Consider the following 20815-nt stretch of genomic DNA (forward strand, 5'->3'; position numbering starts at 1 on the left):
ACGGAATGCCTCACATCACACGCGTCACACTCAGCTCTGTCGAATGATCTCCGCCTCGATCTGGGCCAGGCGTTCCTTGCCGAAAAACATCTCGTCACCCACAAAAATGGTGGGCATGCCAAACACGCCGCGGGCGACCGCGTCCTGAGTGTTGGCGACGAGATGCGCCTTCACCTCCGTCTCCCCGGCTCGAGCCAGAAGCGTGTCGGCATCAAACCCGGCCTCAGAAAAATGCGCCCGGATCACCTCAGCCTGAGTAAAGTCCAGACCCAGCTCCCACATGCCGACAAACCCCACATCCATGAAGGCGCGCAGCCGGTCAGGCACGTCCAGCTCCACCGCCGCCGCCATGCGCATCAGGGGCAGGGTGTTCATGGGAAAATGCGGATTGAACTGGAAGGCGTCCAGTCCGTGCTCGGAGACGAAGCGGCGAATCTCGATGTGCTCGTAATCAAGCTTGTTCGTGATATCGGCGAACGCATAGTAGGGCGACTGATTGCCCGTCTCCTTGAATACTCCGCCCAGCAGACACGGATTATAGCGAAAGCTGACCCCCGTGCGGCTTTCCAGCTTGGGCAGGACCTTGTGCACCAGATAGGCGTTCGGGCTGCCCAGATCGGTAATGAATTCCGGCTCGATCATGCTCGTGGACCTCACTTGGCCGTCCTGCCCCCGTGCAGGCGCACTCCTGTATGAAGTCTCCGCTCCCGACCGCTCCCAGACAAGCCTTTCAGACATGACAAACCCCCGAAGCCAGGCTCCGGGGGTTCGACAGAAAGGCGTTGGCCGATCTAGCCGCCGAAGGTGTAGCGGAAGCCGAACTGGGCCTGCCAGCTATACTCTTCATACTGGGACGTCAGCTCACGGCCGGCATCGCGGAAGACCGCGCGGAACGGCTCGTCAAAAGCGTTCTTGTAATCAAAGTAGAGGCGGAAATTCTCGGTCAGGTCATACTTGGCCGAGAAATCGAACTGGGTGTGATCGAGAATGATGCGGTCTTCCGCAGCACTGTCGCCCAGCTCATCGATGTATTCGTCGCGATAGGACACCGCCGCCCGCAGATCCAGACGGCCATCGTCATAGCCCAGGATCAGGTTGGCCACGTTCTGGGATTGAAGCGGCAGAGTGATCTCGCGGCCATCCGCCAGCGTCGCTTCGGAGTCCACATAGGTGTAATTGGCGCCCACGATGGTGTGCTGCAGCAGCCCCGGCAGCATGGTCAGGGCCTGCTGGTAGTTCAGCTCGACGCCTGTCAGATCCGCCTCTTGGAGGTTGATGAAGGTCGTCGCCTCCTCCAGCGCCACGCCGTTGATCACGGTGTCTTCATAGACCACCTGCGCGATGAAGTTGTCGATCGACTTGTAGAACACGCCAGCGGACAGGATGGCGTCCTCGGTCGGGTAGACCTCAAAGGCCAGATCGAAGTTCTGCGCTTCCTGACGCTCAAGGTCCGGATTGCCCGCTTCGGCTTCCACTTCGCCTTCGTCATTTTCCTCAAACGCGAGACGCGGGGCCGCCTGAGCCAGGTTCGGACGGGCGATCGAGGCGTAATAGGCCGCGCGGACGATCAGATTGTCCGACGCCTCATAGCGCAGGTTCAGGCTGGGCAGCCAATCGGTGTAGGCGTTATCCGCCGTGACGCTGCGGCGATAGACACGATCGCCTTCAATCACCGTCTCGTCATCGCCAGCGTCATATTCAACATCGAGATCGCTCGCCAGCAGTTCGGCGCCCGTCAGGGACGGAGTGATGAAGCTTTCGAACGCACCGGTGACATCGCCCGCCACCGCGGTTTCGATTTCCTGCTCGAGGATTTCAAAGCCATAGGCGTCATACTGGGTGTCTTCGACCCGCACACCGCCGACCAGACGCAGGCGGTTGATATCGACCGAGCCCATCAGATAGGCCGAGAAGACATCTTCGTCCGCGCCGTAATTGTCGGCGTTGGACGCGACAGCGGTATCGATGTCATTGAGCTCGAAGCTGCTGCGGTTCGAGTTGAAGAAATCCCGCACCGCGCCCGCGTCCAGAGCCGGACCGAAATTGGCGGCCAGCGGATACTCCACAGACGTCTGGAACTGGCTCAGCAGCACATCGGGACCATCAAAGCCGTCATAGACAAGCGTGGTGGCCTCATAGGTCTTCTCCCGCGTGCGGTACTGAACACCTGATTGCACGAAGCCGGTAAAGGCGCCGAAGGTCATTTCGCGGCGCGCATTGAACTGGGCGGACCATTCATCGTCCTGCGCAGTCCCGTCGACCAGTTCCAAGTCGTCAAACTCATAGGAGTCGCCGTCGAAATAGGCTTGCTCCGCCACGCTGTCGCCGAAGATCACTTGCGGGATCTGGGCGTCGGTGACGTTCACGCCGAAAATGCCCTGGTCGAACTTGGCGCGGAAGCCGGTATCGATCCGGCCCGGCTCGGACTCCTCGGCGAAGGCGTAAGCGAGCTGGTAATCAAGGGTCCACGGACCTGCAAAGGTCTCGCCCCCCACCGCAATGGCGTAGATGGTCTGTTCTTCAAGGCGGTCCTTGATGTCCCGGTCCACCTCGAACTCGTCGCCGGTGGAGGCGTCAAAGAACGCGCCATTGCCGGACGACAGAGCGTCCGAATAATCCGGGTCCTCGAACTTGTTCTCGATCCGGTTGCGGTATTCCTGGTCAGAGAAATCCGAATAGGTGGTGCGCAGATAGAGATTGGTGCTCTCGTTCAGATCAAAATCGAGATTGAACACCACCGAGGTGCGCTCACGGGTGACGTCGTAATTGCGGTTCTCGAACTCTTCGGGGAACGGCACGCTTTCATCGACATTCCAGGTCCCGTCCGCTTCGGCGTTTTCAGAGCCGAAGGAGCGCTCCTGATCAGAGATCGAAAACGCCACGCCCAGACGGTCATCCAGGAACTTGTCCGCAAAGGTCAGCGAGCCGCGATAGCCATACTCTTCCACCACATCGGCATAGATGCCGCGCAGACGGAATTGCAGCAGGCGTTCGTCCTGATCGAGGCCCGAAAGAGTTTCGATCTCGATATTGCCGCCAATGGTGTCGCCGGGCATGTCCGGGGTCAGCGACTTGGCGATGACGATCGAGGACAGGACATCGGAATCGATAACGTCGAGCGGCACCTGACGGTTGTCTGATTCCGGGGACGGCAGGCGCACGCCATTGACCGTGGTGGTGTTCAGGTTCGGGTCGATTCCGCGGATCGAAACAAAGCGGCCCTCGCCCTGATCGTTGAGCACGTTGATGCCGGCGATGCGTCGTGCAGCCTCGGCCACGTTTTCATCGGGCAGGCGATCAACAGCGTCAGCGGACAGGACCGAGATCAGGCCATCCGCCGCGCGCTGACGGTTCAACGCGCTGGTCAGCTGACCGCGCTGACCAATGATCAAGATGTTGTCTTCAACCGCCACGTCCGCGCCGAGCACGAAGTTGGTCTCAACGGACTCATCCGCGCTGATCAGGCTGACCTCGCGGGACTGGGCGTCAGCGCCGAGATAATCGACCACAATGGTGAAATCACCCGTGGGCACGTTGACGAGACGGTAAGAGCCATCCCGAGAGGTGGTCACCGTCTGGCCCGTTTCTGAAATGCGCACGATCGCGCCCTGAAGGCCGACAGAACCAGTGGCTTCGGTCACCCGCCCCGTGATCTCGCCCGCTTGAGCAGCGCCCGCAGTCAGAGCCGCCACAGACACAGCGCCAAGCAAAGTGGTCATACGCTTCATCTCGAAATCCCCCAATGAGCTGTTCGATCAAACAATAAAAGCGCCTGGACAGCGCTGATCTCACAGGGGCTTATGAAGAGCAGAAACAACAGTTTCGTGTCGGTCATGACACTGCTTTGTTTCAGTTAAACGCATTCAAGATGACAAGCGCGGCGCTCCACTTGTTCCCGCAGTCCATATGCCTTTATGCAGAGCGCAAGATTGGCTTTCCGGCTTTGAAATGGGGGGTGCGTCATGCGCGCAACACTTACAACACTGTCTGCTCTTTCACTGGCGATGGGACTGTCCGCTTGCGCGGAGGAAACCCTGCCGCCTCTGCCGCGCGTGTCCGTGCCGGCGAGCGTTGAAACCGCCGCCGTGGCGGGCGCTGGCGATGCGGCCGATGATCCGGCCTTCTGGCGCGCGGCCGACCCGGCGCAGTCGCGCATTCTGGGCACAGACAAGAAAAGCGGGCTGTACGTCTACACCCTTGATGGCGGCACGGCGCAGTATCTGCCCGCCGGGCGGATGAACAATGTGGATGTGCGCTACGGGTTCCAGGCCGGGGATCGGACCGTCGACATCGCCGTCGCCTCCGACCGCACCCATATCGCCATGGCCGTCTTCTTCATCGACCCGGCGACCGGTGAGGTCAGCCCGGCGCCGGGCGAGGTCCTGCCGCTCGATTTCGTCGACCCTTACGGGCTGTGCCTGTATCAGCGTCCGTCCGACAATGCGCTCTTCGCCTTTGTCACCGAGGACGATACGGGCCGTCTCACCCAGGAGCTCCTGTGGTTTGAAGACGGCGCCATGCGCAGCGAAACTGTGCGTACCTTCGAGATCGGCTCCATCGCCGAAGGCTGTGCGGTGGATGACGCGACGGGCACGCTCTATGTGGCCGAAGAAATGACGGCGGTCTGGGTTTATGACGCGGACCCGCAATCGGGTGATGCGCGCATCAAGCTCGCCGACGTCAATTCCGACAGCCTCGTGGAGGATGCCGAAGGCGTCGCGCTCTGGCCGCAGGCTGACGCCGCCCCCTGGCTCGTGGTCTCCAGCCAGGGCGATAACGCCTATGCCGTGTTCGACACCGCAGACCATTCCCTTGTCGGCCGGTTCGAGATCAATGGCGGTGATATCGACCGCACCAGCGAAACCGATGGCATCGACGTACACGCCCGACCCCTGCCCGGCCATCCTGAAGGCGTGTTCCTGGCGCAGGATGATGAGGAAGACAGCGGCGGGCAGAACTTCAAGCTGGCGGACCTCGCCGCGATTCGCGCCGCCCTGACCCAGGCGCCGCAATAAGCATGCGCCGGGGTGACGATCGTCTCATCCCGGCGTATTTTGCGCCCGCGTGTCCCCGTAGCTCAGCAGGATAGAGCATCAGATTCCTAATCTGAGGGCCACTGGTTCGAATCCAGTCGGGGACACCATTCAGACAACAGGTCATGCTTCAAAATCCGCACAGGGGTGCACCTTGCGTTGCGCCACCTCGTTGGCGGAGCTTATAGCCTGTCTTATGAGGACAGTCGCCATCTGCTCAATGACGACCCCTTGATGGTCAGCCTCTGGAAGACGCCCTCAATACAGTTGTGTGTTACCGGTTATCCCCGACCGCACCACAAAATGAAATCATGGCAATGCTTGGCATGCACCCTGTAAACAGGCCGCCATGGCGCGTATAACGTTTATCAGACAGTTCTTTTATCCGGTCAGGGTCGGCTGGATTCAGCGCTACAAACTGAGAAAGAGTCTCAGATAGAGGCAAAATTCATCAAACCATTAAATAAAGGCTTTTCACGCCTTGAGCGTCACTCTAGCCTAACCATGGACAAACATTTAGAATTCGGGGGGTAGAATGGCGATAGGCGATCAAAAACCGGCTCTGCTGCTGGTTGAAGATGACGATCAGGAAGCCTTTCTCTTTGACAAAATGCTCCGCGAAGAGGCCGGAGCCGCCTCGATTGACCGTGCCATAAAAGGCGAACAGGCGCTTGAACTTGTTCGCGCCAACCCTCACTACGATTGCGTTGTTCTCGACCTGAAACTGTCAGGAGAGGACGGAGTCTGGGTCCTTGAGCAAATGGCTCAGGACGAAACGCTCTCGCATATCCCGGTCATCGTGTTTTCCGGCGACTCAGAACGCTTGCAGCAAGTCTGCTCACGCTATGACAATGTAGTGTCCTCGGTGCGCAAGCCCGAAACCCTCGAACAATACCGGGCGGCCCTGACCATCGTCATGGCCATTCTCCAGGCGGCGGTGAACGTCGCCTGATCCTGAGCGATTGCGACGCTTGCCCCGCGTCCTTAACCGTTTAAGCTTCCTGGAAAATCATCCGGGAGGACAAAACAGTGGATCTCAACGGTAAAATCGCCATTGTCACCGGCGGCGCCAGCGGCATCGGCAAAGCCTGCGCCCGTGCATTTCACGCCAAGGGCGCCAAAGTCGTCATCGCCGACCTGAACGCTGAAGCCGCCGCCAAGGCCGGTGAAGCCTTTGGCGGATTTGGCCAGGGCGTCGACGTCACCAACGAAGCGTCGCTGGCGCGTCTGATCAACCAGACAGAACGCCAACTCGGCCCCGTGGACATCTTCATGTCAAATGCGGGGATCGGCGTGTCGGACGGCCCGCTCTGGGGCGCGGGCGACGCCCCGACCCCGTCCTGGGACGCCTGCTGGCAGGTCAATGTCATGGCCAGCGTGTTTGCGGCGCGTCTTCTGGCCAAGTCCATGGCCAGCCGCCAGGGCCATTTCATCATTACCGCTTCCGCCGCCGGACTGCTCAACCAGATCGGCGATGCGCCCTACTCCGCGACCAAGGCGGCTGCTGTGTCGTTTGCTGAAAGCCTTGCCATCACCCATGGCGATGACGGGCTCAAGGTTCAATGCCTGTGCCCTGAAGGCGTCAACACCCCGCTCGTGAAAGGCATAGAGGGCGGCGCCCAGGGTTTGAGCGGCTATCTGGAAGCCGATGACGTAGCCCAGATCCTGCTCAAGGCGATGGAAGACAACCGTTTCATGGTCACCACCCATGAGCAGACGGCCGGCTACGCCGCCATGAAGGGCTCTGAACGTGATCGCTGGGTGGGCGGCATGCGCAAGCTGCGCCGCATGTTGATGGAAGCCAATAACGGTCGCCCGCTCTAGGCTTGTCCGGGCGGCCTTGGGCCGCCCGATCAGCCCGTCAGGGCAATAACACCGCACTGCCCTCCGAACTGGCCGGCATGACCGTCCCGGGCCGCCCGGCGGCAGGAAAAGAACCGGTCTTCCTGCGCAAAGGTGCAGGCCTTGATCCAGTGAATGCGAGACTGTGACAGGCCCGCCTTCACAAGCTGGCGGCGAGCGCCCTCTGACACATCAAGGCCGGCGCCGCCCGCATCGTCACGCCGCAGGGCCATGGCGTCATCCAACGGCCCGAACAGCGCTTGAAATTGCTCGAGGACTTCAGGGCCCACCCGATAATTCTGCGGGCTCACCGCCGGGCCGATCACCGCGTGGATCCTGTCCGGGCGAGCGCCATAGGCCTCTGACAACGCCTCGACAGCTCTGGGAATCACCTCTGCGATCACGCCGCGCCAACCGGCATGGATGGCGGCGATGGCCCTCACCTGCGGGTCATAGAGCAACACAGGCGTGCAATCGGCCGTCTGAGCGCACAGAGCGAGCCCGGGTTGATTGGTGATGAGCGCATCACCCTCGCCTGCAAGCCCGTCTTCAGGGGCCGCCTCGACCCGGATCACCGTGTCGCCATGCACCTGCCTAGCGAAAACCGGGCGCGCCTTGAAGGCCGCGCCCACTCGGCGCCGATTCTCTGTGACGGCGGCTTTGTCATCGCCGCGCGACCAGGACAGGTTCAAGCTGGCGTAGGGCCCTTTGCTCGCGCCGCCTGTCCGGGTGGTGAAGCCATGGGTCACATGGGCATCGCCGAACCCGTCCGCCCGTAAAATGTCCAGCATGGGGCTACTCCGATAAGAAGCCGATACGGTCACGCCCCAGATCATAGGCGGCGCGCGCCTGAGCCACATCCGCCAATGTCTGTTCGAGCACCGACCAGTCATCAGCCTCAGCGATGGGCGCCCAGCTCGCCTCCATGCGCTCGATGGTCATGTGAACCGGCGCATCCTTGTCAAAATAGGCATTCTGGAGACGCTCGGGTCTGACGCTCTCCCGCTCCAGCAACAAGGCCTGAACCGGTGCGAAGGCCTCATCGCGATACAACTCGCGCCGGTCCGAGGCGAGCGCGCGCGCCTGAGACGGTTCGCCACAGAACCAGTCAAAGAAGATGGCTTCGAACGGAATTTCGAGTTCACGACTGGCGTTGAGCAAAGTACTGACCAGGGCGCCATCGCCGTCATCGCCTTTCGGCGTCAGGCCCAGACGATGATGGAAGGCTTTGACGATCTCGCGCTTGTAATGGCCCGGATAGGCTTCCAGTGCCGCAATCAGGCTGTCCTGCTCTCCGACCAGGCTCAACGCGCCCGCCAGTTGCTGGAGCGCCCAGAACACGCTTTCAGGCTGGCGCGCATAGGCATAAAGCCCCTGCTCGTCGAAATAGGCCGCCGTAAACCCCGGCTCGAAATGCGGCAGGAAACGCCAGGGGCCATAATCGAAGCTTTCTCCGGTCACCACGAGATTGTCGGTGTTCAGGACGCCGTGAACAAAGCCGGCCGCCATCCATTGCGCCGCCAGCCGCGCCGAGCGTTGCGAGACCGCGTCCAGAAGCGCGGCTGCGCGGTCTCCCTCGGCCTGCGCGGCCTCGGGGACCAGCTGATCAATGGCATACTCCACCAGCTCGCCGACCAGGTCCGCCCTGTCAAAATAGGCGTGCCGCTGGAACACCCCGAACCGCAGATGGGAATGCTGGAGCCGCGTCATCACCGCAGATCGGGTTGGCGACGGCTCATCGCCGCGATGAAGCGGTTCGCCCGTCTCATAGATGGCGAAGGTCTTTGACGTGTAGACCCCGAGCGCCTCGAGCATTTCGGACGCCAGCACCTCACGCACCGCGCCCTTGAGCGTCAAACGCCCATCGCCGGACCGGGAGTAAGGCGTTTGCCCCGACCCCTTGGTGCCCAGATCCAGCAGGCGATCATGCGAATCACGCAGCTGGCCGAACAGAAACCCTCGCCCATCGCCGATTTGCGGATTGTAGGTGCGAAACTGATGACCGTGATAGCGAATGGCCCGCGGCTCGGCCTGATTGTCCGGCAGGGGTTCGAAGCGATGTAAATGCTTCGCCCTCTCCGCCGTATCGAGCCCATCAAGCCCCACTTCCTGCGCCCAGCGGTCATTCCACCAGCGCAGCTCGGCCTTGGGAAACTCAGCCGGTTCGACCGGATCGGAATACGCGTCGCCCAGAGCCGCGAAACGCGGATCAGGACAGTATCGGGAGGTCATGCTCATAAGCCTGAGCTAAGCCTTGCCCGCTCTCATCACAAGGCCTTGGCGCGGAAGGCGGTGTCGAGGGCTTTCGCCGCGGCCTCTACCGCGGTTACGCAGGCCGGGAACAAGCGCGACATGTTCAGGAAGCCGTGGGGCACCATCTTCCACAGCCTGTACTCGACACTGACGCCGGACGCCGTCAGCCGGTCGCGATAGGCGGCGCCCTCATCCAGCAGCGGGTCCATCTCGGCCGCCAGGATATAGGCGGGCGGCAAGCCTTTCAGGTCATCCGCCAGCAAGGGGGATATCCGCACATCAGCCGCATCAGCCTCCCGGATATAATGCTTGCGGATTTCCTCGAGCGTGAACTCGGAGAGGAGCGGCCCTTCCTGCCAGCGCGGGCGGTCCTTCTTGGTCTGCAGAAGCTGCATCAGCGGATAGAGCAGGAGCTGATAGTGCAGCTGATCCCGGCGGTCCCGCGCCACGCTCGCGGCCAGATTGCCGCCAGCGGAATCCCCGCCCACCGCCAGGCGGTCAGGGTCAAATCCATAAGCCGCCAGCTCGCCAGCCAGCGCGGCATCCATGGCGGCGAAGGCGTCATTCACTGCGGCCGGAAAGGGATGTTCGGGCGCCAGCCGGTAATCCACCGAGCAGATGCGCACGCCCGAAACGGCCGCCAGACGGCGACAAAGCGGATCATGCGATTTGAGCGAGCCGACCATGAAGCCGCCGCCATGATAGAAAATCAGGCCCGGACCATGATCGGGCTGGGCGCCATAGGGGATATAGACGCGCGCCGGGCGCGCCCCCTCTCCGCCAGCAATTTCAATATCATGAAGCTCGGCCACCGGCGGGGCCTCGACCTCCACCAGCTCTTCCATCCGGGCCATGGCGTCGCGCATGGCCGTCACCGTTTTCTGAGGGTTGAACAGATCGTTCAACCCCGCCTGATTAATCCACGTGTCAAATAGGGATAAATCGCTCATGGGCTAAAGCTGGGCGAGCGACCGACCAAGCGCAAGTCAATCCTGCGTCATGAACGCATTCCTACTGCATCTGGATGGGGCTTTCGCGCTCGATCGCGCCAGACAGGGCGTCCTCGATCTCCCAACGCAGCACGCGCCAGGCGTTTGCGCTCTCATCCTCGCCCTTTTCCACCAGCTCGTTGACCGCCATGTCGGCATAGTTCAGCGCCATATCACCATGACGGTCCACCAGGGTGAAAGCGATGGCGCGAATATCAAGCGGGGTGATGCGGGATGGACGTTGGGCAGGCATGTCAGGCTCCTTGAGGGTTTGCCACCCCCGTGCAAGCCGCCTGCCGAACCCGAGGCCTTTTAAATCAGCCCCTTAGAAAGCGTTGATGGTCACCTGACTGAGTCAGGACTGCCCTTGGGTCGTTTTTGCCGGGCGTTTCGAGCCGGGTGCATAACCGCCTTCCTCCAGGAAGCGCACTTCTTCAGGCCGCGGCGTCCGACCCAGAACCGCATTGCGGTGGGGGAAGCGGCCAAACCGGGCGATCACATCCATATGCGCGCGAGCATGACGGGTGTTTTCGCTGTCCGGCCCCAGGCGCTCCTCACACATCAGCACGGACAGCGCCTGATCCTCGATATCCTCGGAATGGGAGAAGGGCAGATAGACAAAGGCGCGACGCTCTTTGGGCAAGGCCCAGTCAAAGCCGGCCTCGAGCATGCTCATCGCCGCCTGACGCCCCAGCGGATCCAGCGCAAACGCCACATCGGACCCGCGCCAGACATTGCGCGGCGCCTGATCCAGAACCAGGACCAGGGCCAGCGCGCTTTCAGGCTCCACCAGCCAGGGATGATCCAGAACCGAACGGGTCTGCAGGAAGCTGTGACAGGCCGGCCCGAGCTTGCGACGCACCCGGGCGTCGAACGCCGGGCTCACATTGAACCAAGCCTTGGGCCCGGCCTCTTCGAACCAGAAGTCCAGAATGTCTTCCGGCAACAGCGACATGATCAGACCCGCTTCTCGCCAGACAGGATCTGCGCGCGCAAGTCCTGGGTCAAAGGCACATAGGCATTGGCGTCCGGATCATCGAAATAGACCGGCTCGGCGATCAGTTCGGGATCCCAACCCTGTTTCACGAGGTCGGTTTTCTTGAGCTTGAAGGTGCCGGTCGTGTTCTCGTCCTGGGCTTCCTTGCTCAGACGCAGGAACAGCGGACGGGCGAAATGCGGCAGCTCCTTGTGGACATGGGCATGCAGCGCCTCCAGGTCGAGACCGTCTTCGCCCACCAGGGCGACCATGCCGGCTTTGCCTGAATAGTCCGCCACTTCAACGCCATAGACATTGGCCTGGACGACCTTCTCATGGGTGCCGAAGACCTCGGCCACTTCGTTGGTGGAGACATTCTCGGACTTCCAGCGGAAGGTGTCGCCGACGCGGTCGATGAAGTAGAAATACCCTTGCGCGTCGCGCTTCATCAGGTCGCCCGTGCGGAAGTAGACATCGCCCTTGTCAAAGACATCGCGGAGAATCTTCTTCTTGGTGGCTTCCTCGTCACCGTAGCCGTCAAAGCGATAGCGGGCGTCATCCTCGCGGATTTCACCAATCGCCTCACCCACTTCACCGGGCTTGCACTCGATGCAGCGGCCATTGGCGTCGCGGATCGGGGCCTCCTCGTCCATGTCGAACTTGACGAGCTTGATGTTGAAACGCTTGGACAGATAGGGCGGCACGCGGCCGATGGCGCCCTGCTTGGAGTCCATGTTGATCAGGCCCACATTGCCTTCGGTCGCGCCATAGAATTCCATGATGCGCGGAATGCCGGAGCGTTCCACGAAGCGCGGCCAGACATCCGGGCGCAGGCCGTTGCCGATGGCGATGCGGATCTTGTGCTTCTTCTCCCACTCGTTCGGTTCGGCGGCCACGAGGAAGCGGCACAGCTCGCCCACATACATCAGCATGGTTGCACCGGTATCGGTCGCGTCCTTCCAGAAGCGAGTGGCGGAGAATTTCTTGCGCACGATCACCGCGCCGCCGAAGGACAGCGCCGCGCCGACTCCGCACAGGCCGCCGGTTGCATGGTACATCGGCAGCACCATCATCATGCGGTCATCCTTGTCGGCATGACCGGCCACGCCAAAGACCTGGAGGTAATAGAGCGCGCGCGTGTGCGCCACAATCGCCGCCTTGGGCAGCCCGGTGGTGCCCGACGTGTACATCTTCATGCACGGATCGGAAGCCTTGAGATGGGCGCGATAGGACCGATCCGGACGCACATCGGACTGGCCCGACAGCGCCGCGTCGAAGTCTTGGCCACCCGGCGCCTTGGCCTGCTGGCCGTCGCTGACCCAGGGGGTGAGCCTGCAGTTGATGAGCGCGCAAGCGCTTTCATACTGCTCGGCCAGGTCGCCCTCGACGATCACATGGTCGGCTTCAGCCACATCAATGCAATGGGCGAGGGAGTGGCCTGTGATCTGATTGTTCAGGAGCGCCGCCATGACGCCGATCTTGGTGAGCCCGTACCAGATCGCCACATATTCCCAGCGATTGGCCATGTAGAGAGCAACCGTGTCGCCCGGCTTCACGCCTTGCGCCAGGGCCCAGTGCGCCACCCGGTTCGCATACCGGTCAAACTGGGCATAGCTGATCTCGACACCGCTTTCGGTGATGAAGGCCGGGCGTTGGGCGTGCTTGTCGACGCTGTCTTCAAACAGGTCCGGGGTCAGATACTCAGAGTCCGGGGTGATCTTTTTCAGCGCGCCGAGCATGCGCAACAACTGCGTCGTGTAGAACCACTCGCGACGGATCGTCGACCACAAACCCATATCAGTATCCTCCCTCGTATCCGCCCTGGCGGTTTAGTTGAGGGCGACAGTACGGCTCGAAAACGTCCGGTCAAGTTCAGCTCGGCATGTCGGTCACGCATTTTTCAACCGTCAATGCGTTGCAGTGCAGCACTATTGCGAATATGACCGGACGTGTGACTGAGTCAGATTCAATAAACGCGTCACATCGCTCTGAACCATTAAGTAGGTCAAAAAATATGAACTGGGGAAAAGAGCTTAGAGCTTTCCGTCAACGCACCGGCTTGAAGCAGGAAGCGGCGGCTCATTTGCTTGGCGTCAGCCAGGCTTATGTCTCCCGGCTGGAAAATTCCACAGCATCTCCGTCAACGCAGCTTGAGGCCAAGCTCGAGCGCCTTCTGCAAGAGCCCGAGCACCGCCCGCTGTTTGAGCATTTCCGAACCACGATCAGCCATTCGCCGCACCTGATCAGCATGATCGCCGAGGTCGACAACAAGATTGTCGTCGACACGGTCAGCGAAGCGCTGCGCGATTACGGAACACCGTTCCAGCGTCTGATCCCGGGTCAGGTGCTTGAATCGTCCAATTCCGATGTGATCGAAATCCTGGACGCCTTCCTCGACCTTGGCGCCTTTTCAGGCCGGATCGCCTCCATGCAGGTGACCTGGACCTATGACTATGAGAACGAGCCGGTCTCTCACTGGCGCACTACCGAGATTCCTGTGCGCGATGATGCCGGACGCTGGTATCTGCATGGCGCCCATGTGGAGATCACCGCCGAGGAAAAAGAGCAGTTGCTGCGCGACTGGGGCGGCCCGATCAAGGTCCGCACCTTCGCCGACGACGAGGCGGATAACGGCGCCGCGCCCGACCCGGCCAACGACACCGAAGCGGCCTGAGCCGACACCTTTGCAATGCAAAACAGCCCGGACCTGAGGTCCGGGCTGTTTTGTCTGGTGTGACCGTCAAACGCTCAGAACGCTTCGTCCGAGCTGCCGGTGTCTCCGGTATCGCTGAGCGCCAACTCGTGCCACATGGCGTTGAGGATGGCGAAGGCGCAGGCCAGGCCAAGGCCCAGAATCCAGGTGAAGTACCACATCGTCCGTTCTCCTTGTCCTAGTAGTAATCGCCGCTTTCGACCTGTTCGGTCGTGACCCGGCCCCACATCACCTTGAACGCCCAGGCCGTGTAAGCCAGCACGATCGGCAACAGCACCGCCGTCACAATCAGCATGACGAACAGCGTCGTATGGCTTGAAGACGCGTTCCACACCGTCAGCGACGCATTGGGATCAATGCTGGAGGGCAGGATGAAGGGAAACATCGACAGGCCAACGGTCGAGATGATGCCGATCACGGAAACCTTCGAGCCGATGAAGGTAAGTGCCTCGGAGTTCGAGCGCAGGCCGAACAGCGCCAGTGCTGCACCGCCAAAGCCCAGAACCGGCGCAAGCACCATCCACGGATACCGGCCGTAATTGTTCAGCCAGGCGCCGCCATCGCGGACGGCCTCTGTCAGGCGCGGATTGGCAGGCCCGTCCGGGGCGACGGTGTTGGTGACCTGATAGCCCAGATCTCCCAACGCCACCCAGGCGCCGGCAATGGCGAACAGCACGATCGAGGCGAAGGCGAAGAGCGGCGCGAAGGTCCGCGCGCGATCGCGCACCGGCCCGTACTCCGCCTTCATGGACAGCCAGGCCGCGCCATGCAGGAACAGCATGGTCACGCTCAACAGACCGCACAGCAGAGCGAACGGATTGAGCAGGCCGAAGAAAGTGCCATCCCAGAAGATGCGCATGTCGTCATTCATCCGGAAGGGTGCGCCGACCAGCACATTGCCCACGGCCACGCCAAAGATCAGCGCCGGGACAAAACCGCCAGTGAACAGCGCCCAGTCCCAGAAATTGCGCCAGCGCGGATCATCCCGCTTGGAGCGGTATTTGAACCCGACCGGCCGCAGGATCAGCGCGGCCAGAACCACGAACATCGCCAGATAGAAGGACGAGAAGGAGACGGCGTAGACCAGGGGCCAGGCCGCGAAGATCGCGCCCCCGCCCAGGATCAGCCAGACCTGATTGCCTTCCCAGGTCGGCCCGACCGTGTTGATGGCGATGCGCCGTTCGGTGTCGGTCCGCGCGACGAAGGGCAGAAGCCCCGCCACGCCCAGATCAAAGCCGTCCGTAATGGCGAAGCCGATCAGCAACACGCCCAGAAGCGCCCACCAGATGACCCGCAGCAGTTCGTATGACAGAGGAATGTCCATGGTCTCTCCTCCCTATTCCGCCGGAAGCGGGGTGAAGCCGCTGCGACGTTTCAGGGATGAGCCGCGAGCCGGTCCGTCAGGATAGGGACCGCGGCGAATGAATTTGATCATGAGGGCGACCTCGACCACCGCCAGCGCCCCGTAGAGCACGGTGAAGCCGACGATCGTCAGGATCATCTGGGTCGGATGCAGGCTCGACACCCCTTCAAAGGTCGGCAGCACGCCTTCAATAATCCAGGGTTGGCGACCATACTCGGCCAGCAGCCAGCCCAGCTCCGCGGCGACCCAGGGCAGCGGCAACGAGACCAGCGCCAGTTTCAGGAACCAGCGGGTTTCATGCTTGCGCAGCGAGCTGAGCACGAAGGCCGTTCCGAACAGGGCGATGAAGTAAAAGCCCAGCCCCGCCATCAGTCGGAAGCTCCAGAACATCACCGCCACATTGGGCACGGTGTCCATGGCCGCCTGGGCGATCAGCTCCGGCCCCGCATCGCGCGGGTCTTCCACATAGCGGCGCAGAAGCATGGCATAGCCCAGATCATACTTGGCTTCCTGGAACTGGGTCATCGCGACGGCGTCATCGGGATCTTCGCGCAGGCGCATCATCGCGTCATAGGCCCGAACCCCGTTCTCGATGCGGGTCTCGGCATGAGCGACCAGCGGCAGGATGCCCTCGACCTGGGTGTCCAGTGACCGCGTGGCGATCAGGCCCAGCACCCAGGGGATCTCGATGGCGTGCTCGGTCTCATGGGTTTCCCGATTGGGAAAGCCCACAACCGTCAACGGCGCCGGCGCCTCCTCGGTGTGCCACATGGCCTCGAGAGCGGCCAGTTTCATCTTCTGGTTATCGGTCAGCGCATACCCGCTCTCATCGCCCAGAACGACTGCCGACAGGGCGCCCGCCAGACCGAAGGCGGCCGCGACCGTCATCGAGCGCTTGGCGAAACCGACAAAGCGGCGGTTGAGCAGGAAGAACGCCGATATGGCCAGCACGAACAGGGCGCCGGTCACATAGCCCGCCGACACGGTGTGCACGAATTTCGCCTGGGCGACCGGGTTGAACAGCACCGCCATGAAGTCGGTGACTTCCATGCGCATGGTGTCGGGATTGAATTCGGACCCGACCGGGTTCTGCATCCAGCCATTGGCGATCAGGATCCACAGGGCGGACAGGTTGGTGGCGATGGCCATGAACCAGGTCGCGGCCAAATGGCCCAGCTTGCTCATCCGGTCCCAGCCAAAGAAGAACAGGCCCACCAGCGTCGCCTCGAGGAAGAAGGCCATCAGGCCCTCGATCGCCAGCGGGGCGCCGAAGATGTCGCCCACATAGTGGGAGTAATAGGACCAGTTCATGCCGAACTGGAATTCCATGGTGATCCCGGTGGACACGCCGAGCACGAAATTGATTCCGAACAGGGTGCCCCAGAACTTCGTCATGTCCCGCCAGACCTGACGCCCTGTCATCACATAAACGCTCTCCATGATGGCGAGGATGATGGACAGTCCAAGTGTGAGCGGTACAAAGAGGAAGTGATACATGGCTGTCAGCGCGAATTGCCAGCGCGACAGCTCCACAACGGTCATGTCGACCATTTCACTCTCCAATGCCTTTTGGCGGCGGTTAAAAGTATACGCCCTCAGGCGCAGCCGATGTCTTTATGATGCAAGCGCGTTAGCTTGTACCGTCTGCAAGGTGTCGCATGGGACGAGCGGTCGCACTTCAATCCGGACAAGGGCGTGTATGTCGGGGGTCATGAGTAACACTGATTTGTCTGCTGCGGACATGAAGGCGGCCCAGAAAGCCCGGAAGACCCGGTTGGCCGCCTATCTGAAAGCCTGGGGCGCGCCCGCCACGGGACTGACCCGGCAGAGCACGGCCTTCGGCGCAGCGCAATACGCCGTCTTCGTCGGTTTCGCCTGGGGCGCGGCCTGGGCGGTCAGCGCACTGGTCAATGGCGCCGCCCTGTGGCCGGGCCTGGTCCTCGCCCTGGTCTGCGCTGTCCTGCGCGCGGTGTTTCAGGCCGCCGAAACCCGCACTGGCATCCTCGCCTCCCTGAAAGTGCGCAGCACTGTGCGCTCCCTGGCTGCGCGCAAGCTGGTCGAGCGCGGCCCGTCCTATGTCGAGCGCGCCGATTCAGGCGAGACGGCCTCCGCCCTGATTGACGCAGTGGACAAGCTCGACGGGTTTTTCGGCCGCTATCGCCCCTTGATGGGCGTCGTGATGATGGGCCCCTTGATCATCATGGCCGCGGCGTTCTCCGCCAGCTATGTGGTCGGTCTGATCTTTCTCGTCACCGCGCCGCTTCTGATCGTCTTCATGGCGCTGGTCGGCGCCGGCGCGGCCGCAGCCTCCAAGGATCAGCTCACCACGCTCCAGCGCCTGGCGGGTCGTTTCAATGACCGCCTGCGCGCGCTTGAAACGCTCAACGCCTTCAACGCCGCCGAACGCGAGCGCGACGGCCTCGCCGCTGCCTCGGATGATTTTCGCCGCCGCACCATGAAGGTGCTGGCCATGGCGTTTCTCTCTTCTGGGGTCCTGGAGTTTTTCGCCGCCGTCTCCGTGGCCGGTTCGGCGATCTATATCGGTTTCTCGCTTCTCGGTGAGCTGCCCTTTAACCCAGGCGAGACCATCACCCTGCAGACCGGCCTTTTCTGCCTGATCCTGGCGCCGGAATTCTACATGCCGCTGCGTCGGCTCTCCGCCGCCTATCATGACCGTGCGGACGCGGAGGCCGGCGTCGAAGCCCTCGCGCCGCTGTTTGACGGCCCTGAAGACACGGACCTCGCGCACACCTCTACGGATGCCGAGCGCGCCAACAAGACCGGCAGGCTTCAGAACGCGCCCTCTATTGCGTTCAACCAGGCCGGATCGGTCTATTCAGATGGTCGCCGCGGCCTCGCTCCGCTCAGCTTTGAAGCGCCCGCCGGTCAGATCACCGCGCTTTGGGGCCCCTCGGGCGTCGGCAAATCCACGGCGTTGAAAATGCTGCTGGGTTATGCCCCGCTCAGCGATGGCGAGATCCGGATCGACGGCCAGCCCATGACGGCGCCATTGATCGGTCAGGCGGCCTGGATCGCCCAGCGTCCGCATGTGTTTTTCGGTGATCTCATCGACAATATCAGCCTGTTTGACAAAGCCCTGGCGCGCGAACGCATCACCAGCGCCGCGGAAACCGCGGGCGTCATGGACTTCGCCGCCAGCCTGCCCGAAGGCCTTGAGACGAAGGTGGGCGAAAACGGCTACGGCCTTTCAGGCGGTCAGGCCCAGCGGGTCGCCCTAGCGCGCGCCTGGGCGGTCGATATGAAACTGGTCCTGCTGGACGAACCCACCGCCCATCTGGATGGCGAGGCCGAGGCGCGCTTTCTCACCGCGCTCAAACGCATCAGTGAAGGCCGCACCATCGTGATCGCCACGCACAGCCCGGCGGTCCGCGCCCTGGCCGACCATGTGATCGAACTTCAGCCGGAGGATGCGGCATGACCGATTTGCGCTTCTTCCTGGCCCTGGCCCGCCCGGATCGCTGGTGGCTGCGTCTGGGCGCCGCGCTCGCCGCTCTGACCCTGTTGGCCGGCATCGGACTATTGTCGCTGTCGGGCTGGTTCATCACCGCCTCCGCCGTCGCCGGACTGACCGGCGCCGGGCGAGCGTTCAATTATCTCTTCGCCTCGGGCGGGGTGCGCGGCTTTGCTCTGGGCCGGACCGTCGGACGGTATGCCGAACGCATGGTCACCCATGAGGCCACCTTCCGCATTCTGGCGCGGCTTCGCTTGTGGGTGTTTGATACGGTGGCGCCGCTGGCGCCAGCCCGACTGGGACGCATGCGCGGCGGCGACCTCCTCTCGCGCGTCACTCAGGACGTGGACGCGCTCGACAGCCTGTATCTGCGCTTTGTCACGCCGGTGACCGCTGCGGTGACCGGGGCCGTTTTCGCCAGCGTCATCCTGGCTTTTCTCGCCCCCGCCGCCCTGCCCGGCGTGCTGGGCGTGTTTATTCTGGCAAGCGTTGTGCTACCGCTCTGGGCGGCCCGATCTGCACGTCAGGCTGGCGAAGACCTGACCCGGGAGGCCAGCACGATGCGCGCCGAAGCCGGAGATCTCGTCTCCGGTCTTGCAGAATTGAAAGCCTATGGCGCGGCCCATCGCGTGATCGGTCACCTGGAAGCAGCGGATGCCGGGTCAGTGTCTGCCCAGACCCGTCTCTCTTCAGCCTCCATGATCAATGGGGCGCTGCTGGCGCTCGCTGCACCAGCCAGTTTTGTTCTGGGCTTCGGCCTGGCCGCCGCCTCCGGCGCCAGCGCACCGCTGTGCGCGCTGGCGGGCTTTATCGCGTTTGCGCTGTTTGAAGCCGCTGCACCGCTGGTTCAGGCGGCCGAGCTTTATGGCAAGACCAGCGCCTCCGCCCGGCGTCTGAAGGCGCTGACGGAAATCGAACCTGCCGTGTCCGAACCCGATTCCCCCGCCAGCTTGCCGAGCCGATGGGACATCGCCATCGAGCAGGTCCGGTTCCGCTATCCCGATACGGCGGCAGACGCTCTGAGTGACGTCACCCTGTCCTTGCCCGAGGGCGAACGGCTGGCGCTCGTCGGGGCGTCCGGGGCGGGCAAGTCGAGCCTCATCAAGCTGCTGATGCGGTTCTACGAGCCGCAAGCGGGCGCGATTACGCTGGGCGGACAGCCCCTTGATTCTCTCGCTATCAAGGCGTCTAGGGAACGTTTCGCGCTTGTCGATCAACGCGCTGAATTACTCTCGACCACCTTGCGCGCCAATCTCAGACTGGCGGCGCACGACGCGGATGAAGACCAGTTGTGGGATGCGCTTGAACGTGCGGGCGCAGCTGATTTCGTCAAGCAGCTTCCAGACGGCCTGCAAACCTGGATTGGGGAAAAAGGCGGCCTCATTTCCGGCGGTCAGGCGCGCCGGATCGCTCTGGCGCGGGCGTTCGTCAAGAACGCCCCCGTCCTGCTGCTTGATGAGCCCACCGAGGGGCTGGACGGGAACACCGAAGCCGGTTTCCTGGATGCCCTCGATCGCTGGCTTGATGAGGATTCACGCCGCACTGCGCTGTTCGTGACCCATCGCGCTCGCCTGCTCGAACGAGCGCGTCAGGTCGCGGTCCTCGATCAGGGACGCATCTGCGGGCTCGGAGCCGTATCCGATCTCCGCCAGTCAGATGCACTGTTCAAGCGCCTGTTCCCGACGCTCTAGTGGTCGCCGGGCGGCGGCGGCGGCGGAAACGGAGTGGTCGGAGGCTCGCGGTCACCATTGCCGACGCCAGGATCTGTAACGATACGCTGACCTGTTACAGAATTGCGCAGAACAACCTGATAGCGGTAGGTGAAGAAGCATTTGCACTTGTCGATGACAATGACGCTCTGACGCCCCTCATCCCCAAAGCTGACCTCGAAATCATGATCCGCCGGCATAACGGCGATACCGTCCCAGCTCTTGTTGGCGAGCTCGAAGGACTCAAATTCCCAGTCCTTGGACATGATCACAAAAATCAGTTTCGTCGGAAAGTTGATCGCGAAATTGCCTTCGTGTTCGCCCACATAGGCGGCGAAGGTATCGACCAGCTTACCGTCAATCTCGCGCACGGTCGGCTGAACATACACTCCGATATGTCTCACATCGAGACCGGGCAGGCCCAGCGCCTTCACGCGTTCGACCTGCTTGTCCACTCCACTCATG

Annotated in this window: 18 protein-coding genes and 1 tRNA gene; 7 read left to right on the forward strand and 12 right to left on the reverse strand. The window is 62.1% G+C overall.

What is annotated here, in order from left to right; genetic code table 11:
* Positions 1–30: 30 nt before the first annotated feature.
* Both RBA95_RS11855 and RBA95_RS11860 read right to left on the reverse strand, forming a co-directional pair.
* Positions 31–642, reverse strand: a complete 612-nt coding sequence (locus RBA95_RS11855; protein ID WP_371933612.1) for a 2-hydroxychromene-2-carboxylate isomerase — start codon at positions 640–642, stop codon at positions 31–33.
* A 149-nt stretch (positions 643–791) separates the two neighbouring features.
* Positions 792–3719, reverse strand: coding sequence for a TonB-dependent receptor (locus tag RBA95_RS11860; protein WP_306017076.1), 2928 nt, complete (start codon positions 3717–3719; stop codon positions 792–794).
* A gap of 243 nt (positions 3720–3962) precedes the next feature.
* Here RBA95_RS11860 and RBA95_RS11865 point away from each other — a divergent pair, with 243 nt between their 5' ends.
* The 4 genes from RBA95_RS11865 to RBA95_RS11880 all read left to right on the forward strand — a co-directional run bounded on the left by RBA95_RS11865 (position 3963) and on the right by RBA95_RS11880 (position 6857).
* Entirely contained in the window at positions 3963–5015 is a 1053-nt protein-coding gene (locus RBA95_RS11865; protein WP_306017077.1) for a phytase, read from the forward strand.
* 51 nt (positions 5016–5066) lie between these two features.
* A tRNA-Arg gene (locus tag RBA95_RS11870) sits at positions 5067–5143 on the forward strand.
* Between the two features lie 425 nt (positions 5144–5568).
* Positions 5569–5985, forward strand: coding sequence for a response regulator (locus tag RBA95_RS11875; RefSeq protein ID WP_306017078.1), 417 nt, complete (start codon positions 5569–5571; stop codon positions 5983–5985).
* Between the two features lie 77 nt (positions 5986–6062).
* The gene (locus RBA95_RS11880) at positions 6063–6857 is read left to right on the forward strand and encodes an SDR family oxidoreductase (RefSeq protein WP_306017079.1); all 795 of its coding nucleotides are present in this window, start codon (positions 6063–6065) and stop codon (positions 6855–6857) included.
* A gap of 29 nt (positions 6858–6886) precedes the next feature.
* On the opposite strand, the gene pgeF is transcribed toward RBA95_RS11880, so the two are convergent.
* The 6 genes from pgeF to RBA95_RS11910 all read right to left on the reverse strand — a co-directional run bounded on the left by pgeF (position 6887) and on the right by RBA95_RS11910 (position 12889).
* A complete protein-coding gene (pgeF, locus tag RBA95_RS11885) occupies positions 6887–7666 on the reverse strand; it encodes a peptidoglycan editing factor PgeF (protein WP_306017080.1) in 780 nt (259 codons plus the stop codon).
* Positions 7667–7670: 4 nt separating this feature from the next.
* Positions 7671–9113, reverse strand: coding sequence for a protein adenylyltransferase SelO family protein (locus RBA95_RS11890; RefSeq protein WP_371933610.1), 1443 nt, complete (start codon positions 9111–9113; stop codon positions 7671–7673).
* Positions 9114–9142: 29 nt separating this feature from the next.
* The gene (locus tag RBA95_RS11895) at positions 9143–10033 is read right to left on the reverse strand and encodes an alpha/beta hydrolase (protein ID WP_306017082.1); all 891 of its coding nucleotides are present in this window, start codon (positions 10031–10033) and stop codon (positions 9143–9145) included.
* Between the two features lie 106 nt (positions 10034–10139).
* Positions 10140–10370: a hypothetical protein gene (locus tag RBA95_RS11900; protein ID WP_306017083.1), complete on the reverse strand. Its 231-nt coding sequence runs from the start codon at positions 10368–10370 to the stop codon at positions 10140–10142.
* 102 nt (positions 10371–10472) lie between these two features.
* The gene (locus tag RBA95_RS11905) at positions 10473–11072 is read right to left on the reverse strand and encodes a DUF924 family protein (protein WP_306017084.1); all 600 of its coding nucleotides are present in this window, start codon (positions 11070–11072) and stop codon (positions 10473–10475) included.
* A gap of 2 nt (positions 11073–11074) precedes the next feature.
* Positions 11075–12889 carry a long-chain-acyl-CoA synthetase gene (locus RBA95_RS11910; RefSeq protein ID WP_306017085.1) on the reverse strand — a complete coding sequence of 605 codons (1815 nt, stop codon included), beginning with the start codon at positions 12887–12889 and terminating at the stop codon, positions 11075–11077.
* A gap of 218 nt (positions 12890–13107) precedes the next feature.
* Between RBA95_RS11910 and RBA95_RS11915 the strand changes: the two genes are divergently transcribed.
* Complete coding sequence (locus tag RBA95_RS11915) at positions 13108–13767, forward strand: helix-turn-helix transcriptional regulator (RefSeq protein ID WP_306017086.1); 660 nt, start codon at positions 13108–13110, stop codon at positions 13765–13767.
* A 74-nt stretch (positions 13768–13841) separates the two neighbouring features.
* On the opposite strand, the gene cydX is transcribed toward RBA95_RS11915, so the two are convergent.
* Genes cydX through RBA95_RS11930 form a run of 3 tightly spaced genes read right to left on the reverse strand, consistent with a single transcriptional unit; the run spans position 13842 to position 16720 of the window.
* A complete protein-coding gene (cydX, locus tag RBA95_RS11920) occupies positions 13842–13967 on the reverse strand; it encodes a cytochrome bd-I oxidase subunit CydX (protein ID WP_009801810.1) in 126 nt (41 codons plus the stop codon).
* A gap of 17 nt (positions 13968–13984) precedes the next feature.
* Positions 13985–15130, reverse strand: coding sequence for a cytochrome d ubiquinol oxidase subunit II (gene cydB, locus RBA95_RS11925; RefSeq protein WP_306017087.1), 1146 nt, complete (start codon positions 15128–15130; stop codon positions 13985–13987).
* Between the two features lie 12 nt (positions 15131–15142).
* Positions 15143–16720: a cytochrome ubiquinol oxidase subunit I gene (locus RBA95_RS11930; RefSeq protein ID WP_306017088.1), complete on the reverse strand. Its 1578-nt coding sequence runs from the start codon at positions 16718–16720 to the stop codon at positions 15143–15145.
* Positions 16721–16880: 160 nt separating this feature from the next.
* Between RBA95_RS11930 and cydD the strand changes: the two genes are divergently transcribed.
* Both cydD and cydC read left to right on the forward strand, forming a co-directional pair.
* Positions 16881–18608 (forward strand): thiol reductant ABC exporter subunit CydD, encoded by a 1728-nt coding sequence (gene cydD / locus RBA95_RS11935; RefSeq protein ID WP_306017089.1) that lies wholly within the window; start codon positions 16881–16883, stop codon positions 18606–18608.
* Positions 18605–20332, forward strand: a complete 1728-nt coding sequence (gene cydC, locus RBA95_RS11940) for a thiol reductant ABC exporter subunit CydC (RefSeq protein WP_306017090.1) — start codon at positions 18605–18607, stop codon at positions 20330–20332. The genes cydD and cydC overlap by 4 nt, the downstream gene beginning before the upstream one ends.
* Here cydC and RBA95_RS11945 read toward each other — a convergent pair.
* Positions 20329–20814: a hypothetical protein gene (locus RBA95_RS11945; RefSeq protein ID WP_306017091.1), complete on the reverse strand. Its 486-nt coding sequence runs from the start codon at positions 20812–20814 to the stop codon at positions 20329–20331. The two genes, cydC and RBA95_RS11945, sit on opposite strands and share 4 nt — an antisense overlap.
* Between the last annotated feature and the right edge of the window lies 1 nt (position 20815).

The organism is Oceanicaulis sp. MMSF_3324, from assembly GCF_030733545.1.
GTDB lineage: Bacteria > Pseudomonadota > Alphaproteobacteria > Caulobacterales > Maricaulaceae > Oceanicaulis.

Excerpts from the sequence above, each read along its gene's own strand:
- RBA95_RS11860 (WP_306017076.1), bottom strand. The coding sequence starts at position 3,719 with ATGACCACTTTGCTTGGCGCTGTGTCTGTGGCGGCTCTGACTGCGGGC.
- RBA95_RS11915 (WP_306017086.1), top strand. The coding sequence starts at position 13,108 with ATGAACTGGGGAAAAGAGCTTAGAGCTTTCCGTCAACGCACCGGCTTG.
- pgeF (WP_306017080.1), bottom strand. The coding sequence starts at position 7,666 with ATGCTGGACATTTTACGGGCGGACGGGTTCGGCGATGCCCATGTGACC.
- RBA95_RS11945 (WP_306017091.1), bottom strand. The coding sequence starts at position 20,814 with ATGAGTGGAGTGGACAAGCAGGTCGAACGCGTGAAGGCGCTGGGCCTG.
- RBA95_RS11910 (WP_306017085.1), bottom strand. The coding sequence starts at position 12,889 with ATGGGTTTGTGGTCGACGATCCGTCGCGAGTGGTTCTACACGACGCAG.
- RBA95_RS11900 (WP_306017083.1), bottom strand. The coding sequence starts at position 10,370 with ATGCCTGCCCAACGTCCATCCCGCATCACCCCGCTTGATATTCGCGCC.
- RBA95_RS11875 (WP_306017078.1), top strand. The coding sequence starts at position 5,569 with ATGGCGATAGGCGATCAAAAACCGGCTCTGCTGCTGGTTGAAGATGAC.
- RBA95_RS11905 (WP_306017084.1), bottom strand. The coding sequence starts at position 11,072 with ATGTCGCTGTTGCCGGAAGACATTCTGGACTTCTGGTTCGAAGAGGCC.
- cydC (WP_306017090.1), top strand. The coding sequence starts at position 18,605 with ATGACCGATTTGCGCTTCTTCCTGGCCCTGGCCCGCCCGGATCGCTGG.
- RBA95_RS11855 (WP_371933612.1), bottom strand. The coding sequence starts at position 642 with ATGATCGAGCCGGAATTCATTACCGATCTGGGCAGCCCGAACGCCTAT.
- cydX (WP_009801810.1), bottom strand. The coding sequence starts at position 13,967 with ATGTGGTACTTCACCTGGATTCTGGGCCTTGGCCTGGCCTGCGCCTTC.
- cydB (WP_306017087.1), bottom strand. The coding sequence starts at position 15,130 with ATGGACATTCCTCTGTCATACGAACTGCTGCGGGTCATCTGGTGGGCG.
- cydD (WP_306017089.1), top strand. The coding sequence starts at position 16,881 with ATGAGTAACACTGATTTGTCTGCTGCGGACATGAAGGCGGCCCAGAAA.
- RBA95_RS11865 (WP_306017077.1), top strand. The coding sequence starts at position 3,963 with ATGCGCGCAACACTTACAACACTGTCTGCTCTTTCACTGGCGATGGGA.
- RBA95_RS11930 (WP_306017088.1), bottom strand. The coding sequence starts at position 16,720 with ATGGTCGACATGACCGTTGTGGAGCTGTCGCGCTGGCAATTCGCGCTG.
- RBA95_RS11890 (WP_371933610.1), bottom strand. The coding sequence starts at position 9,113 with ATGAGCATGACCTCCCGATACTGTCCTGATCCGCGTTTCGCGGCTCTG.